This window comes from Marixanthomonas ophiurae (assembly GCF_003413745.1).
Lineage (GTDB): Bacteria > Bacteroidota > Bacteroidia > Flavobacteriales > Flavobacteriaceae > Marixanthomonas > Marixanthomonas ophiurae.
In genome coordinates, this window is the sequence record NZ_QVID01000002.1 from 142,826 (window position 1) to 159,444 (window position 16,619).

Here is a 16,619-nt window from a genome sequence, read left to right on the forward strand (position 1 = left end):
AGTATATTTCCTTATTTCTTAGCACGTCTGTGTTTTTTAGTAGAACCTATCCTTAAAATAAAGAATCCAATCAATGCAGAAATAAAGGAGCCGAGAAGGATACCTATTTTTGCTGAATCAATATAGGCTGGATTATTTTTAAATGCTAAACTAGCTACAAAAATGGACATAGTAAACCCAATTCCGGCTAAAAAGGAAACTCCTACAATGTGTTTAAAAGTAATGTCGTTTGGTATTGAAATTAACCGTATGCGCTGTGCAAAAAGGACAATAGTTGTAACACCAATACTGTTTCCTAAAACTAATGATGCAGCAATAACCGTTATTAAGCTAGTTTCCAGTTGAACACCACTATTAAGCATAACTCCTGCATTGGCAAAAGCAAAAATGGGAATGATGAAATACGCTACCCAACCGTGCAATCCATGCTCTAAGTGTTGCAGTGGACTTTGGTACTTACTGGTCCAATCCTCTAAATCATCAATTTCTCTAATTTGTTCTTTGGACAGTATGGGTTTATTTATTACTTCAGCTTTTTTAATGTTATTGGTTATATCCATTAGAGTATCAATAAAGTCTGGAGTATAAATCTTTTGGCGCACAGGAATTGAAAAAGCTAATAAGATACCTGCAATTGTAGGGTGAATACCTGATTTTAAAAATAAGACCCAAATAACAATACCAAAAATAAGAAGCATGAACCTTGAATAATATCCTCGGTACGAAACAAAGTACAAGAATCCCAATAGCCCCATAGCTCCTGTTAATAAACCAAGGTTGATACTTTCACTATAAAAAAGAGCAATTACCAAAACGGCCCCAATATCATCAACAATTGCAAATGCCGTCAAGAAAACTTTAAGGCTAAGGGGGACTCTATTCCCCAAAAGGTTTAATACTGCTAAGGCAAATGCAATATCTGTAGCCATCGGTATTGCCCAGCCTTCAGTAGTTTCGGGGCTTTTATTAAGGAAAAAGAAAAACAAGACAGGGATAGTCATCCCTCCAATGGCTCCAAAAAGTGGAAACGCAATTTTTTTAATGGTGTTTAATTCGCCTATTAAAAACTCTCTTTTTATTTCTAAACCGATCAAGAAAAAGAAAATGGCCATTAATCCATCATTAACCCAAAGTATAAGAGGTTTATTTAGCTCGAAATCCTGAATTGAAAAACCAAGTTTATAGTCCCATATTGCTTGGTAGGTATCTGCATAAGGCGAATTAGCCCAAACCAAAGCAATAATAGTTGCCACAAGTAACAAGATTCCACTAAAGGCTTCAATTTTTATAAATTTTTTGAAAGGTGTAACGAGAGCTTTTTTAATCATATAAGAAGGATGCTAATTATGCCGCTAAGTTATGTGAGTAGCATTCATTGTTTTTAGTTTGAAAAAACAGTTCTTTTTGTGCCAAATACTTACCGTCAAAGTCTAATTTTATATCGAATTTACAAACCTTAAAAATACGAATTTTGATATATATTTTTTTATTTATGGTCGCTTTTTACGTTATAAAAACGATTTCCAGTAGCTTTGTTTTATAACTTTTGAAATACGTATTTATGAACTCAAGAAAAGACCAATTGCGTGCATTTGACCGCCTTTTAACTATCATGGATGAACTTCGTGAACAATGCCCTTGGGACAAAAAACAAACCTTGCAGACCTTGCGACACCTCACTATTGAAGAAACGTACGAATTAGGTGATGCAATTTTGGATAATAATCTTGAGGAAGTTAAAGGAGAATTGGGCGATTTGTTGCTACATATTGTCTTTTATGCTAAAATTGGTAGCGAAACTAATGATTTTGACATTGCTGATGTTATCAACCAAATTTGTGAAAAATTGATATCTCGTCACCCACATATTTATGGTGATGTTGATGTGGCTGATGAAGAAGAAGTAAAAAGAAATTGGGAAAACTTAAAGCTTAAAGAGGGTAAGAAAAGTGTGCTAGAGGGTGTGCCGAAATCGCTTCCTTCATTGGTGAAAGCAAATAGAATTCAAGATAAAGTAGCTGGAGTAGGTTTTGATTGGGAGGAGCCACAGCAAGTTTTTGAAAAATTAAAAGAAGAATTAGAAGAGCTACAACATGAAGTAGCAAATAACAATAAAGATAAAATAGAAGCCGAATTTGGCGATGTGTTATTTTCTATGATTAACTACGCCCGTTTCTTACATGTAAACCCTGAAAATGCTTTAGAGCGAACTAATAAAAAGTTTATTAATAGGTTTCAGTATTTAGAAAGTAAGGCTAAAGAAAAAGGAATAGCATTGAAAGATATGACGTTATCCGAAATGGATGTTTTTTGGGAAGAAGCGAAACAGTTATAATATTTAAAAAGTCAACTAGTAAAAACAATCAATCTTCCGTCAATTTCTACATCCGTAAAATTAAAAGACTGTTGTATCCACTTAAGTGTTGTTTCAGAATAAAATACTACGTGGGTTTTATCGTTTTTATAGTGCCAATTTTCAAAGTTGGTTTTGATGGAAAAGAGGTCGGTCATGCAATAGAGCTTTCCATTTGGTTTCAACAAACTTTTCAAAAGTAAAAACTCTTTATCTGGATTGTGAAAATGCTCCATCACTTCACAGCACACTATATAATCATATGGTAGCTTTAATACTTCCCGATCTGGATGAAAAAAAGTATCGTATAAGGTTAAAGAATACCCTTTATCGGATAGCATTTTGGTAATAACAGGACCTGTTCCAGCACCAAAGTCTAGCCCAAGAGCATTGGTAGAAAAGTCTGTGGCTACAGCATTTACAATAGGGGAAACAAAATTTTGGTAGCCAATGTCTGTTATATCGTTATTATGCGTTAAATACCGTTCCTTTTCATTTTTTTGGGACGGGTAATGGGTACTTGCTTTGTAAACCAAATCACAGGTGTTGCATCTGTAAAATAAACCTTCTTTGCCATTATAGTATTTAATATTATCATTAAGCTTACATAATGGGCAAATTGGGCGATTAGGCATCTCTAACCGATTTTATTTTAGAAAGTTTGGCTTTCCAAACTTCTAACTGCTCTTTGTGTTTGGCAATGTTATTATGTACTTCTTTCACTAAAGGATTATCGTCATCTACGTGTTTAAAGAAGCTTAGGTTGTTTTCTAATTGTCGAATCTCATCTTTAGTTTCATTTATCTTTTTCGAAATAAAGAAGTGTTCATTTTTAAGTTTTCGCTCATCATCCCGGTTGCTTAAGGTGTTAAGCTTATTTTCAAATTTAATAAGCTCAGCATCTTTTTTGCTTAGGTCTAATTTATTAAACAAACCATCCAAGGTTTTATTAAATTTTTGTTCAATGTTTCGCTTTTTATAAGGGACACGACCAATTTTTTTCCATTCGCTAATGTTTGCCTTAATGGTTTTTAAATCTTCTTTATGATCTCCCGAAAGGTCAAGGTTGTTCATTCTTTCTAGCAGACTTTCTTTAGCTGCGTAATGTTCTTTTTCTTCTTCCTTTTCTTCGTCTTTTTGAGCGTGTAATCTATCAAAGTAATGGTTGCATGCTGCTTTAAACTGTTTCCAGATTTTATCGCTGTATTTTCGTGGTACGTGACCAATTTTTTTCCAATCTGCTTGGATTTTTTTCATCAACGGAGTTGTAGTCTCGGTGTCGTCACTGTCTTTGTTGTCTTCGGCAATTTTTACTAACTCACGCTTCTTTTCTAAATTAGCATACTGCTCTTTTTTCTGATCTTTATAATAAGCATTTTTAGTCCGATTGAATGTGCGAGTAGCATCTTTAAATGCGTTCCAAATTCCTTTATTTAAAGCTCTTGGTACTTTTCCAGCAGCAAAATAGGCATCACGTAATTCTTGTACTTTTTTTATGGCATGTTGCCACGCTTGATGACTAGGCTTGGTATTTTCTGAAATTTGCTTTATCTGGTTAATAAGGTCTTTCTTTACCTCATAATTAGCTTCATATTCCTTTTCTTGCTCTTCTAGGTGTGCATGACGTTTATCATGTATAACCTTAGTGGCTTCACTAAATTTATCCCAAACATCTTCACGATATTCTTTAGCAACAGGACCCACATCTTCTTTCCACATTTTGTGTAGCATTTGCAATTCTCTAAATGCTTTATTGATGTTTTGTTCCTGAGCTAATTCTTCAGCTCTACCTATTAATTTAAGTTTTTGTTCCAGGTTATGTTTAAAATCCATATCTCGGAACTCACGATTTAAATGTAGAAAATCGTAAAAATTTTCAACGTGATGGTGATAATTATTCCATACTAAATTGTACTTATCCCTTGGTATAGCTCCTGCTTCGTGCCAACGTTTTTGTATATCTTTAAAGTGGTTGTAGGTTTTGCCCATGCTTTCTTCAGCATTTAACAAACCTTTTAATTCCTCAATAAGATTTTGCCTTTTTTCAAGGTTGGCATGCAGGTCACGCTTTAAGTTTTTGTAGTGCTTATTGCGTTTTTCTTTATAATCAAAATAAAGAGAATTAAAATCTTTCTTTAGTGGAGTGGTATATTGAAAGTCGATAACGTTTCCACCATCGGCCAAGAATTCTTCCTTTTTTTGTTCTAAAAGCTCATTGAATTTTGAGTTGAATTCTGATCTTATCTCTTCAACTTCATTTTTAATTTTTTGAACAGGATTATCTTTGAGTAACGACTTAAACTCACTGATCAACTCTTTTTTAGAAAGTTCGCTGTAGTCTTTTCCCTCATCTTCTTCCTCATGTTCTTTTTCATCATCATCTGAAGAAGTAATCTCTTCTTCTTCCTCTTCATCTTCTTCCTCAGGTTTTTCGTTTGAAACTTTTTCTGTTTCAGCTTTATCGGAAGTGACTTCTTCTTTAGGTGCAGTTTTTTTTTCTGTTTTTTCCTCAGACAACTTTTCTACTTGTTCTTCGGAAGAATCTTCTTCTGCAGAAAGTTTTTCTTTTGGGGCTTTAGTTTTAGTAGATTCATCAACTAGTGCATTTTCTAATACTTCAGTATCCTCTTTAGAATCTGCTTTGTCAATATCTTTAACCTTTTCTACTTCTTTTTCTGAAGTATTGATGGCTTCATTGTTTTCTGAAACTGTTTTTTTTTCTTTTTCTTTTGCCGTTTTTTCGTCAGACATATCTTTCAATGTTTAGGTTCGTTATTCTTAAAGTGTCAAGATACTAACAACTAAGCAAACGACAAAGGTTCGGTCTTTTTTTTGAAAATATTTAGTAGAAAGTTACGATCGCCAGATTTTCCAAGCTTTTTTTGCCTGATGTTCCAGCATTTTCAATCCGTTACTTGTTCGTGCACCTTGTGCTTTTCCTAATTTTAAAAACTCTGTTTGTGACGGATTGTATATTAAATCAAAAAGCACGTGATTGTCAGTAATGTATTGATAGGGTATGTTTGGGCATTGTGATATATTTGGGAACGTGCCAAGAGGGGTGCAATTTATAATTAAAAAGTAGTTATTTAGTACTTCTCTTGTTAACTCTTGATATGTAATAGTATTTTCAGTTTTTTTACGAGAGACGATTTTATACTGAAAACCCATGGTTTCTAGAACATATTTAATTGCTTTTGAAGCCCCGCCAGTGCCTAGTATTAAAGCCGTTTTTTCTTCAATTGGTAAAAAATTGGCAAGAGATTTTGCAAAACCGTAATGATCTGTGTTATAGCCTTTAAGACTTCCATCATTCTGAAATTTTATAGTGTTTACGGCCCCGATTTCTAAAGCTTCTTTGTCAATCCTGTCTAAAAAAGGGATAATAGACTCTTTATAAGGAATGGTAACGTTAAGTCCTTTTAAATCTTTGGTATTGGAAATTATTTTTGAAAATTCTTCAATATGATCAATATCAAAGTTGTGGTAGGTGTCTGCTCTGTTCTCTTGGTCAAACTTTACAGAAAAAAAGGTTTTTGAAAATGAATAGGAAATGTCTTTGCCTATCAGTCCGTATTTAGCCATTATTTTTGGTTCTTGCTTTATGGTACCAATCTAAACTTAATACGATTAGTATTCCTGCGAAAATAAAGAAAATAGCCCAAAAGGTATCGAAAGAAAATTCTGATGGCCAATATCGGTCGTAACCAGTGATTATTGCACGATCATTGGCGTCATATTTAATATTCCCGAAGGAATTTAATGCATATATTTTTTCTTTCCAAGGCCAAACTACGCCTAGCGAACCCGAAATAAACCCAATTATAACGGCATAGGTGGCTTTTTTAAAGCGTTTCAAGACATATGCCAATAAATGCGAAAGCGATACCAAGCCAACCAATGAACCTATGGAAAAAGAAGCCAAAACCTTAAGTAATTCAATACGTTCTGGGTTGTTTACAAAGCTGAAGTCTAACTGTGCCAAGTCAATAAACGTATCGTACAAGGCATTTACCGAGTCTACCAATAATAAAACATAATTGCCCAAAAGAATTAGTATAAAAGAGCCTGAAAGTCCGGGCAGTGTCATACCGGAAACCCCTATAATTCCACAAAAAAATACAAAAATTAAATTACTGTTCTCTTTGGCAGGTTCTAGGAAACTAATACTGACCCCAGCAATAATACCGCATAGTAGATATGCTACATATTTTCGGTTCCAGTCACCAAAATCTTTGGCTATGTAATAAATAGAACCGATAATCATACCGAAAAAGGTACTCCACACATACAGTTCAAAATGTAATAACAATATATCCAGGATTATGGAGATGCTGAAATAACTAATGATCATGCCTAGGATAAGAAGCCCTAAAAACCGTCCGTTTATATATTGGTAAAAGCTTCTAAAGCGACCATCGAACAATAGCCCGATTGCCTTCCGGTTTATTTTTTGAAGGGAGTAGATAAATTCTTCATAAAAGCCTGCAACAAAAGCGACCACCCCACCAGAAACACCTGGAACTTTATTGGCAGCGCCCATAGCCAGTCCTTTAAGGATTAGCCACATTTTATCGCTAAACGACCTTTCTTCGTACATTTATTTTTTGTTTTTTGAAACGGCTACACGCTCCAATATAAAAATACTTAAAAAGCCTAAGACCATAAAAATAAGAGCATATAGAATTTGTGGATCTTCAGGATACTGTGTGGGTATAATGCTGCGTTCAATGAATGGTACTTCTTCCCCATGAGAGTTTACCCGATATTTCAACACTTCTTTCCAGGGCCATATTTTATTTAGCGCCCCAATCATAAATCCTGTTAAGACAGCTAAAATTAAATTTTTATGATTTTTAAACATCCAATTTAATACACGAGAAAACACTTTTAAGCCTGCAATGGCACCTACTGCAAATATTCCTATTTTTAGGAGAGCTTGCGAAATAAGCTGCCAATTTAAATTGGCAATGCCTTCGCCCAATTGCGAAATAGTGCCAATAATAGCCGTATAGGCTCCTAATAACAGCAGTATAAAAGCACCACTAATTCCGGGTAAAATCATAGCTATAATGGCTACAAAACCGGCAAAAAATAAAAACCAAGTGCTATCTGCTGTTCCCAAGGGCTCTGCCAAGGTGATAGCGTAGGCTGCAACAGCGGCTATAATTAGTGAAATACTGACGATTACATTCCATTTTGTAACTTGTTTTCCTACATATAAAATACTTGCTATAACCAAACCAAAAAAGAAAGACCAGACCAAAATAGGATGGTTGCTCAATAGCCAAGTAATTGTTTTGGCTAGCGATAAAATACTAATTGCAACTCCGGCAAACAAAGCAACTAAAAAAGGGAGATTATAGGCTCTCCAAGCTTTTGAAAAGCTTTCTTTTTTCCAAAGTTTGAAAAAACCAAGGTCGAGTTTGTGAATGGTTTCAATTAACTCTTCATAAATGCCCGAGATGAAAGCGATGGTACCACCTGATACCCCCGGCACCACATCGGCAGCTCCCATAGCTAGACCTTTTGCGGTGATAACTAAGTATTGTATAAAATTACGTTTTGGCATAGCAAAAATTTACTGAATGCCAAAAATACGCAAATTACAAGGAAGGGTTTTTGTGTTTTTCGATTATTTGCTGCACGGAAGGTCGCTGGAAAAAGTTAGGGAACAACTCTTCTATGATGATTACATATTCCCGATTGAACTTCAGTCCATTTTTTAAGTGATAGACCGCCTTTCTTTCTTCAGTTAAAATATTATACAATCCTGCAAACCTAAACTCTATTTCGGCATTTTCTGGATAAAACTCAGAAGCTTGTAGGAGGTTTTTTACAGCTGCTTCAAATTCACCTAATTTCAACAAAAGGTCACAACGACTAAGCCAAGTGTTTAGCTCATAGTTTCCAAGTTCTAAGGTTCTACGATACCCGTGTTCTGCCTCTTCAAATAAATGCAACCTAAGATTAATACGGGCATACCGTTTCCAGTATCGTACATTTTCACTGTCTATATTGATTGCTTTTTCAATATAATAAAGGGATTTTTTGTAGTTCTTCTTTTTAAAATAGTGATCAGTAATCGCTATCCAGCCTTTATCGAGTAACCCATCTTCTTCTACACATTTTGTGTAAAATTGAAGTGCTAACTCGCTGTTTCCTAGTTTTTCATAACATTTACCAATTCGTAATAAAGCAAAGGAGGTAGGGTCGTCTAATCCTAATGTTATGGTGTAGCTTTCAATGGCGTCTTCATATTGCTTCAGCTTTTCTTGTACTTTTCCTTTTTCAAGATAAGCACCAATAAAGCGATCATCGCTAATTATTGCAAAATCAAAAGCTGCCAACGCTTTTTTAAAGTCTTTTAAAATGTAATATTGTTTTCCTACTTGGTGCCAAGCGACTTCACTGTAAGGATTTTTGTCGAGAAAATCGTTTAAGTAATCTATCGCTTCTTCGTGTTGTTCCAAAAATTCAAAACAGTAAATAATATTGTATAAAGCCGAGTAATCTTCTTCGTCGTTTTCAAGGCATTTCATGAAAAATAACTTGGCATTTTCAAAATCTTCCAAAAACAGATATTCCATCCCAATGAGGGCCATAACATCGTTTTCATCATTAGTGATTTCTAATGCTTGTTCCAATAACTGGATGGCATTTTTATGATCGTCACGTCTCGAAAAGATGTTCGCTTTTTGTATATAGACCTCTTGATTAGACTGTTCTAAGGAATATAGTTCATCTAACATTGATTCTGCTACGTCCAGTTCATTTTCAAAAATGTGCATTTCAATCTGAAATAATTTCAAATTGGTTGCAGAAGGGTGTTGCTCCAATCCTAACTTGGTAGCCTTTTTTGCAAGAGCTATTTTTCCGTTCTCAAGGTAAAATTGAATAATGTCCTCAAACTCTTCCGAATCGAAAAAAAAGACACTGTTTGTCTTCAACATAGATTCAAAGCGGGAGAGGGAGAAGTTGTCGTGCTCGTTTGGAGGTAATTGCATACGGAACGTTTTACAGTTTCTTCTATTTTAAAGATACTAATGTAATGGGGTATTCAATAGTTATGCCGTGTTTGTTGTTAACAGGCTTATTAACAGAAGGATTTAAGATTTAAATTGCTGAAAATCAACTATTTATTGTTGAATTATTGTTCTTAAATCTCATTAAGTACGCCTGTTATAATGTCACAGCCTTGCTTAATTTCTTCTTCCGAAATGGTTAGAGGTGGGGTGATTCTGACAGCTCGCGGTTCAAAAAGGAGCCAAAAAAGGATTAAATTTTTACGTTTACAACGTAAAATAACTTCGGAAGCGATTTCAGCAGAATCCATAATTAAAGCCAGCATTAAACCTTTACCGCGAATTTCTTTAATAAGAGGATGTTTTAATAATTTTCTAAAAAGGAGCTCTTTCTGATGTGTTTTGACAATTATATTACTTTCTGTAATTTCTTGTAAAGTAGCCAAAGCGGCAGAAGCAATAACAGGATTGCCGCCAAACGTGGTAATGTGTCCCAGTTTTGGGTTATCTTTCAGTAAGGCCATATGTTCTTGCGAGGCTGTAAAAGCACCAATAGGAAGGCCACCACCCATTCCTTTTCCCATGACCAAAATATCGGGAACCACGTCAAAATGTTCAAACCCAAAAAGCTTACCAGTTCGGCCAAAACCTGGCTGCACTTCATCTAAAATTAAAAGCGTTCCAGTTTCATTACAGCGCTCACGGACTTTCTGTAGGTACCCATTCTCAGGGAAAATAAAGCCTGCACCGCCTTGAATGGTTTCCAAAATTACCGCCGCAGTTTTTTGTGTTATCTTATCAAGGTCGTCAATATTATTAAAGCGTATAGGGAGGCAATCAGGTACTAAAGGCGCAAATGGTTTTTTTCTGTCTTCAAACCCCATCACACTCAAGGCACCAAATGTGTTTCCGTGATAGGCATTGTGGGCGTATAAAATTTCAGATCGTTCGGTTACACGGCGTGCTAACTTTAAAGAAGCATCAATAGCTTCAGCACCACTGTTAACCAAATATGTGGTTTCTAGTGGAAATGGTAATTGGTTTGCTAAAAGTTTGGTCAACTCTACTGCAGGTTGTTGTATAAACTCGCCATATACCATCACATGCAGATATTTGTCAAGCTGTTTTTTTATGGCTTTTATAATACGTGGATGACGATGTCCTAAACTACAAGCTGAAACACCCGCAATAAAATCAAGATGTTTATTGCCATCAGTGTCAACTATAAAACTGCCTTCGGCATGAGAAATTTCCAAAGCCAATGGATGTGAGGTGGTTTGAGTTTGGTATTTAAAAAAATCTTCTTTCATAGTCTTTCTGCATCTTTTTTTAATTCTCTTGTTCTTCAGAAGAGTTGCCTTGTGATTTTTTTTTAGGGTCGGGAGGTTTTCGTAATGAATCGTTTTGAATACTGTCTGTTTCCCGTGTCATTGGTTTCGGGTCGTCTTCTCGGTTTTGAAAGTCTTTCGCTTTAAGCTTAGATTGTTCAGGAATATCCATCTCATCTTCGGAAACATCATCAAAAAATTCACCCTCGTCTTCAGGTAAACGAATTCCTTTAATTTTTGGTAGAATAGGAGCAGGTTTGTCTTTAAAAAGGTCTTCTACTTTTTGTAAGCGTTCTTCACCCCGCCAATTAAAACCTGGTAAAATACGTGCATTTTCAGGAAATTGAGACGGAGGATATAATTTTCCGTCAACATTCTTTAAGAAACGGACCCCGGTGATTTCCTGACTTTCCAAATACATTTGTATATCGCTAGAAAGCGTATTGTTAATGCCTACTAATTCATCCTTTTCATTTCTAGAGAAAAAGATTACCTCAGCATTTTTATGAATATTGACGGTGTCTAATTCATTATCTGTAAATAACCCAATAAGGCGTTCGCCTTTTACTTGGTTGTATCCTGCACTGTCTTTTTGAATTAAAAACGCATTATTGAAAACTTTGAGCGTATCCAATTTCTCCGTTTTACTATTAGAAAGTATATGAATTGTATCGCCCGTCATTTGATTTTCACCACTCCATAAAATTGGATTTCGAAGCAGCTTGGTAATTCCTGCTTTCTGATCTACAAAGATAGAGTCGCTTTTACCACTAGTGGGTTGTTCGCCTTCTAAACCGCGTTTAAACATACGCGCACGATAAAATCCTTTTATAATGCGGTTTTCAGGCTTCCCTGTAACTTGTAATGTGTCGGCGTGTACATAAATGGAGTCTTGATCCCGTAGCGTAACTGCCACTGCACGTTTTGTAATAAAAACGGAATCTTTTTCACGAAACACTTCCGCATAATGCCCACGAATAATACTTTTATTTACAGTATCGAGCACTTTAATATTATTGGTTGCCGAAGCAAAGCTTTTGTTTTGGTCAAAATAAATACTATCGCCATATAGAATTCTATTTTCGTAATCTACACGAGAATTTTTTACAAAATGACCTGTTTTTGCACGGGTATCATAATATCCACGATCACAATAAATGGTGCTACTTTCGGTTTTTATAGTTGAAGGACCATATAAATAAGCACCTCCCGTTTCAGAATAAAAATCTAGTTGGGGTGAATTTACCGTATAATCTGGATTACTAATAACTACATCTGAAAGGAATTGGTATTTTTTTGCTTCGGCGTAATATCGTCCCACTTGGCTTGTTAAGGTGCTTGCTGTGTCTCTAACGGTCCCACCAGTACGGTAATACGCTTGTTGCTTTATACGGTCAAAATAAAGGGTGTCAGTCTTTAAGGTTGTCTTGGGGTCTTTGAAGAGCACATCGCCACTGGCAAAAGCAAACTGAGTGTTACCATTATATTCAGCATACTTGCTATCTAGTGTAACCGTATCAGCTTGGTTTATCTTTACATTCCCGTATGCTTTTACAAAATTATCATTTAAATATACATAGGCTTGGTCACACCACATTTCGACTCCTTCGTGAACAATATACACTTGTCCAGTATCGTCTTTTGTGTAAATAGCAGCATTGGGTAATTCAGGTCTGATTTCAAGGTAGCCAGACTCAATATCCACTTTTGTTTTCTTAGGCTCATCTTGCGCATATAGCGTTATTCCGAAGAAAAAACAAAGTAGTATGTTTATGGATACTTTCAATATGTAGTTGCTTTTATACGCTTACGTAACGTGCCTTAACCTAGAAAAAGTATACTATCGCTTAATTGTTTGCACTCTGTCAGGTCCTACGGAAACAATTTTAATTGGAGTTTCTAGTTCTTTTTCTAAAAATTCGATATAGTCATTTAGCTCTTTTGGAAGCTGTGATGCATCGTTCATTTTAGTTAAATCTTCTTTCCATCCTTTCATTTCGGTATAAACCGGAGTTAAATTTTCGGCTTCGATGTTGTACGGTAAATGTTCAATTATTTCACCTTTGTACTTATAGGCAGTACATACTTTTAGTTTTTTGAAACCACTTAGTACGTCGCCTTTCATCATCATTAGTTGGGTGACTCCGTTTACTTGCACTGCGTACTTTAAAGCTACTAAATCGAGCCAACCGCATCGTCTAGGACGACCAGTTGTAGCGCCAAATTCATTTCCTACTTTGGCCATTCGTTCACCGTCTTCATCAAAAAGCTCGGTAGGGAAGGGGCCACTTCCAACACGCGTGGTGTAGGCTTTAAAAATTCCATAAACCTCCTTAATTTTACCTGGTGCAACTCCTAATCCTGTACAAGCTCCAGCAGCTGTGGTGTTTGATGAAGTTACAAACGGGTAGGTGCCAAAATCTATATCTAATAATGAGCCTTGGGCGCCTTCGGCTAAAATAGTTTTATTTTCTTTTTGAGCTTTATGTAAATACTCTTCACTATCAATGAAGGTTAATGATTTTAAAACTTCGATTGCTTCGAAGAATTCAGATTCTAATTCAGCTAAATTGTATTGTATGTCTACATTATAGAAATCAATCATCGCTTCATGCTTATTAGCAAGGGTACGATATCTTTCTTTCCAATCGCTTAATTCTAAATCTCCCACGCGAATTCCATTTCGTCCAGTCTTGTCCATGTACGTTGGACCAATACCTTTAAGCGTAGAACCTATTTTTGCTTTTCCTTTTGAAGTTTCACTAGCAGCATCTAATAATCTGTGTGTTGGTAATATAAGATGTGCTTTACGTGAAATAAGCAGTTTCTTGTTAATATCAAGGTTGAACTGAGAGAGGTTGTCTAATTCTTTTTTGAAAATAACAGGATCTATTACTACTCCGTTACCAACTAAGTTTACGGCATCTTTGTGGAAAATACCACTAGGAATAGTGTGTAAAACATGTTTTATGCCGTCGAATTCAAGTGTGTGACCCGCGTTTGGGCCACCTTGAAAACGTGCAATTATATCATAGTTTTTGGTAAGAACATCGACGATTTTTCCTTTTCCTTCGTCGCCCCATTGTAATCCAAGTAGTAAGTCTACTGCCATAATGTATTATTGATTGGTCTGTTTTCGGTTTCCGTAGAAATAAAGAGAATGCTTTGTAATCTCAATATCAAAAACCTCTTCGATTGTTTTCTTAATAGTTTGTATACGCGGATCGCAAAATTCAATCACTTCGCCATCAGATAAAATTACGTGATCGTGTTGTTTATCAAAATATGATTTTTCGTAATGCGCCTGATTTTGACCAAACTGATGTTTACGCACTAAACCACATTCTAACAACAACTCAATAGTATTATAAAGTGTTGCACGACTAACGCGGTAGTTTTTATTTTTCATATTGATATAAAGGGATTCTATATCAAAATGTTCTTTCTGATCGTAAATTTCTTGAAGTATGGCATAGCGTTCTGGTGTTTTACGATGCCCTTTTTCTTCAAGGTAGGCCGTAAACACATTTTTAACTATTGCCTGGTTATTTTTCTCAGTTTTGGTGCTCATATCAAAGATGCAAAGTTACTCATTTTAAACTCGTGTAACTTTATCTATTCCGTTTATTTTTTTCAATTTCAGAACTAGATTGTCCAATACATTTTTATTTTTTACCACTACAGTTATTTTTCCATTGAAAACCCCGTCATCACTATCAAAATGAACACCTCTCATATCTATGTTCATATTATTTGATATTAGTTTGGTGACATTGTTAACGAGTCCAACTGCATCGATTCCTGTTATCACCAACTTAGCTTTAAACTCACGTTGGGTAGAATCAATCCATTTGGCTTTCATAATACGGTAATTGTAGTTGCTCTGCAGTTGCAGTGCATTAGGACAGTTTTGTTTATGTACTTTTATGCCTTCATTTACAGTGACGAAACCAAATACATCGTCCCCAGGAATAGGATTACAACAATTCGCCATTTTGTAATCCAACTTTTCTTCTTCTTTGCCAAAGACAAGTTGATCATATTTTTCAGTAATTTCCTCTTTGTTTACATCTTGAGGTTTATCTGGTTTTCGTATTTTATTTTTAAAGAAATTTACAAAAGCATTGCTTCGCGAAGCAGCAAAGTCTTTTAATTTTTGATTATCAATTATACCAGCACCTACACGATAAAAGAGATCTAAACTAGTTTTTACTTTAAAAAAAACGACTAATTGATTAATGGTTTTTTCGTCTAAAGTAATTTTCAGCGATTTTAATTTACGTGCTAATACAGCTTTCCCTTCTTCGGCAATTTGCTTTTTCTCGTCTTTTAACGATGATTTTATTTTTGAGCGAGCCCTACCTGTGGTTACATAATCAAGCCAGTTAGCAGAGGGGTTACTTTTTTCTGAAGTAATAATCTCTACTTGATCACCACTTTTTAGTACGTGGCTTAAGGGAACTAACTTTCCGTTTACTTTTGTCCCTCTAGTATGCATTCCTACTTCGGTATGTACTTGAAAAGCAAAATCTAAAGCAGTGGAGCCTTTGGGTAAAGAAAATAAGTCGCCTTTAGGTGTAAATACAAATATTTCTTTTGCATACAGATTTAGTTTAAATTCTTCGACAAAATCTACAGCACTGATTTCAGAATTTTCAAGCGTTTCTTGTAACTTATTTAGCCAATCATCAAGCCCGCCGTCTTCTTTTTCTTTGTTTTTGTATTTATAATGGGCGGCGTAGCCTTTTTCGGCAATTTCGTTCATACGTTCGCTGCGAATCTGTACTTCTACCCATCTACCTTTTGGTCCCATAACGGTAATGTGAAGAGCTTCATAACCAGTAGATTTCGGTGAAGAAATCCAATCTCGTAAGCGCATTGGGTTGGGCCTAAAGTGATCGGTTACAATTGAGTATATTTTCCAAGCGAGAAATTTTTCATTTTCAAGATCACTTTTATAAATAATACGCACAGCAAACTTATCGTACACTTCATCAAAACTCACGTTTTGAGCAATCATTTTTCTTCGGATGGAAAAAATTGATTTTGGGCGGCCTTTTATTTCATAATTTAAATTTTCTGAATCAAACGAATCTTTCAGGGTTTTGGAAAAAGCTTCAATATAAGCATCTTGTTCTTCCTTACTATCCCTTATTTTACTATGAATATCATTATAAACTTCAGGCTCTGTATATTTTAAGCCTAAATCTTCGAGTTCAGTTTTAATGTTATATAATCCAATGCGGTGAGCCATTGGAGCATAAATGTATAATGTTTCCGAAGCAATTTTAACCTGTTTGTGTGCTGGCATGCTATCCATTGTCTGCATATTGTGCAAACGATCAGCAATTTTTATGATGATAACCCGAATATCTTCATTAAGCGTGAGCAACATTTTTCTAAAATTCTCAGCCTGTAACGATACGTCTTTGTCGTACGGCATATTAGAGATTTTAGTTAAACCATCTACAATGCGAGCCACGGTTTCTCCAAACAGTTGTTCTAAGTCTGTTAAAGTGTATTGGGTATCTTCTACTACATCGTGAAGTAAAGCTGCAGCAATAGAAGTTGCATCCAGCCCAATTTCGGCAGCTACTATTTTCGCTACGGCTATTGGGTGAAATACGTACGCCTCACCACTTTTTCGCCGTTGGTCCTTGTGGGCATCTACGGCTACATCAAAAGCACTTCTAATTAGTTTTTTATCATCCGCAGTAAGGTTGCGGTAACTAATTTTAAGCAATTTTTTATACTCCTTGGCGAGTTGTTTCTTTTCGGCTTCTATAACGGCTTCGGTCATAAACTAAATGTACAATTTCAATATGTATTAAACAACAAAAGTTTTGTAGTTTCTTGAGTAATTGACTTTGAATTTGAGAAATTATATATTTTTGATCTAATACCCTAAAACAA

The 16,619-nt window shown here is 35.4% G+C and carries 13 protein-coding genes; 1 reads left to right on the forward strand and 12 read right to left on the reverse strand.

Annotated features, from left to right (window positions below):
* Window positions 1-11: 11 nt before the first annotated feature.
* Complete coding sequence (gene nhaA, locus DZ858_RS10940) at window positions 12-1,328, reverse strand: Na+/H+ antiporter NhaA (protein WP_117159705.1); 1,317 nt, start codon at window positions 1,326-1,328, stop codon at window positions 12-14.
* A 233-nt stretch (window positions 1,329-1,561) separates the two neighbouring features.
* Between nhaA and mazG the strand changes: the two genes are divergently transcribed.
* Entirely contained in the window at window positions 1,562-2,335 is a 774-nt protein-coding gene (gene mazG, locus DZ858_RS10945; RefSeq protein ID WP_117159706.1) for a nucleoside triphosphate pyrophosphohydrolase, read from the forward strand.
* An 11-nt stretch (window positions 2,336-2,346) separates the two neighbouring features.
* On the opposite strand, the gene DZ858_RS10950 is transcribed toward mazG, so the two are convergent.
* The 11 genes from DZ858_RS10950 to DZ858_RS11000 form a co-directional block, all read right to left on the reverse strand.
* On the reverse strand, window positions 2,347-2,988 hold the full coding sequence (locus DZ858_RS10950) for a class I SAM-dependent methyltransferase (protein ID WP_117159707.1): 642 nt from the start codon (window positions 2,986-2,988) through the stop codon (window positions 2,347-2,349).
* Window positions 2,981-5,104 (reverse strand): DUF349 domain-containing protein, encoded by a 2,124-nt coding sequence (locus tag DZ858_RS10955; RefSeq protein ID WP_117159708.1) that lies wholly within the window; start codon window positions 5,102-5,104, stop codon window positions 2,981-2,983. The genes DZ858_RS10950 and DZ858_RS10955 overlap by 8 nt, the downstream gene beginning before the upstream one ends.
* Window positions 5,105-5,206: 102 nt before the next feature.
* Entirely contained in the window at window positions 5,207-5,938 is a 732-nt protein-coding gene (locus DZ858_RS10960; protein ID WP_193550707.1) for a shikimate dehydrogenase family protein, read from the reverse strand.
* Complete coding sequence (locus DZ858_RS10965; protein WP_117159710.1) at window positions 5,931-6,953, reverse strand: DUF368 domain-containing protein; 1,023 nt, start codon at window positions 6,951-6,953, stop codon at window positions 5,931-5,933. The genes DZ858_RS10960 and DZ858_RS10965 overlap by 8 nt, the downstream gene beginning before the upstream one ends.
* Window positions 6,954-7,925, reverse strand: coding sequence for a DUF368 domain-containing protein (locus DZ858_RS10970; RefSeq protein ID WP_117159711.1), 972 nt, complete (start codon window positions 7,923-7,925; stop codon window positions 6,954-6,956). It abuts the gene before it with no gap.
* Between the two features lie 34 nt (window positions 7,926-7,959).
* On the reverse strand, window positions 7,960-9,360 hold the full coding sequence (locus tag DZ858_RS10975) for a tetratricopeptide repeat protein (RefSeq protein WP_117159712.1): 1,401 nt from the start codon (window positions 9,358-9,360) through the stop codon (window positions 7,960-7,962).
* A 152-nt stretch (window positions 9,361-9,512) separates the two neighbouring features.
* A complete protein-coding gene (locus DZ858_RS10980) occupies window positions 9,513-10,688 on the reverse strand; it encodes an aspartate aminotransferase family protein (protein ID WP_117159713.1) in 1,176 nt (391 codons plus the stop codon).
* A gap of 19 nt (window positions 10,689-10,707) precedes the next feature.
* Entirely contained in the window at window positions 10,708-12,492 is a 1,785-nt protein-coding gene (locus tag DZ858_RS10985; protein ID WP_239990775.1) for an OstA-like protein, read from the reverse strand.
* A gap of 54 nt (window positions 12,493-12,546) precedes the next feature.
* Window positions 12,547-13,818 (reverse strand): adenylosuccinate synthase, encoded by a 1,272-nt coding sequence (locus DZ858_RS10990; RefSeq protein ID WP_117159715.1) that lies wholly within the window; start codon window positions 13,816-13,818, stop codon window positions 12,547-12,549.
* Between the two features lie 6 nt (window positions 13,819-13,824).
* Window positions 13,825-14,277 (reverse strand): Fur family transcriptional regulator, encoded by a 453-nt coding sequence (locus DZ858_RS10995; RefSeq protein ID WP_117159716.1) that lies wholly within the window; start codon window positions 14,275-14,277, stop codon window positions 13,825-13,827.
* 24 nt (window positions 14,278-14,301) lie between these two features.
* Window positions 14,302-16,506, reverse strand: a complete 2,205-nt coding sequence (locus tag DZ858_RS11000) for a RelA/SpoT family protein (protein WP_117159717.1) — start codon at window positions 16,504-16,506, stop codon at window positions 14,302-14,304.
* Window positions 16,507-16,619: the final 113 nt, after the last annotated feature.

Excerpts from the sequence above, each read along its gene's own strand:
- DZ858_RS10970 (WP_117159711.1), bottom strand. The coding sequence starts at position 7,925 with ATGCCAAAACGTAATTTTATACAATACTTAGTTATCACCGCAAAAGGT.
- DZ858_RS10965 (WP_117159710.1), bottom strand. The coding sequence starts at position 6,953 with ATGTACGAAGAAAGGTCGTTTAGCGATAAAATGTGGCTAATCCTTAAA.
- DZ858_RS10950 (WP_117159707.1), bottom strand. The coding sequence starts at position 2,988 with ATGCCTAATCGCCCAATTTGCCCATTATGTAAGCTTAATGATAATATT.
- DZ858_RS10980 (WP_117159713.1), bottom strand. The coding sequence starts at position 10,688 with ATGAAAGAAGATTTTTTTAAATACCAAACTCAAACCACCTCACATCCA.
- DZ858_RS10955 (WP_117159708.1), bottom strand. The coding sequence starts at position 5,104 with ATGTCTGACGAAAAAACGGCAAAAGAAAAAGAAAAAAAAACAGTTTCA.
- DZ858_RS10995 (WP_117159716.1), bottom strand. The coding sequence starts at position 14,277 with ATGAGCACCAAAACTGAGAAAAATAACCAGGCAATAGTTAAAAATGTG.
- DZ858_RS11000 (WP_117159717.1), bottom strand. The coding sequence starts at position 16,506 with ATGACCGAAGCCGTTATAGAAGCCGAAAAGAAACAACTCGCCAAGGAG.
- DZ858_RS10960 (WP_193550707.1), bottom strand. The coding sequence starts at position 5,938 with ATGGCTAAATACGGACTGATAGGCAAAGACATTTCCTATTCATTTTCA.
- DZ858_RS10975 (WP_117159712.1), bottom strand. The coding sequence starts at position 9,360 with ATGCAATTACCTCCAAACGAGCACGACAACTTCTCCCTCTCCCGCTTT.
- nhaA (WP_117159705.1), bottom strand. The coding sequence starts at position 1,328 with ATGATTAAAAAAGCTCTCGTTACACCTTTCAAAAAATTTATAAAAATT.
- mazG (WP_117159706.1), top strand. The coding sequence starts at position 1,562 with ATGAACTCAAGAAAAGACCAATTGCGTGCATTTGACCGCCTTTTAACT.
- DZ858_RS10990 (WP_117159715.1), bottom strand. The coding sequence starts at position 13,818 with ATGGCAGTAGACTTACTACTTGGATTACAATGGGGCGACGAAGGAAAA.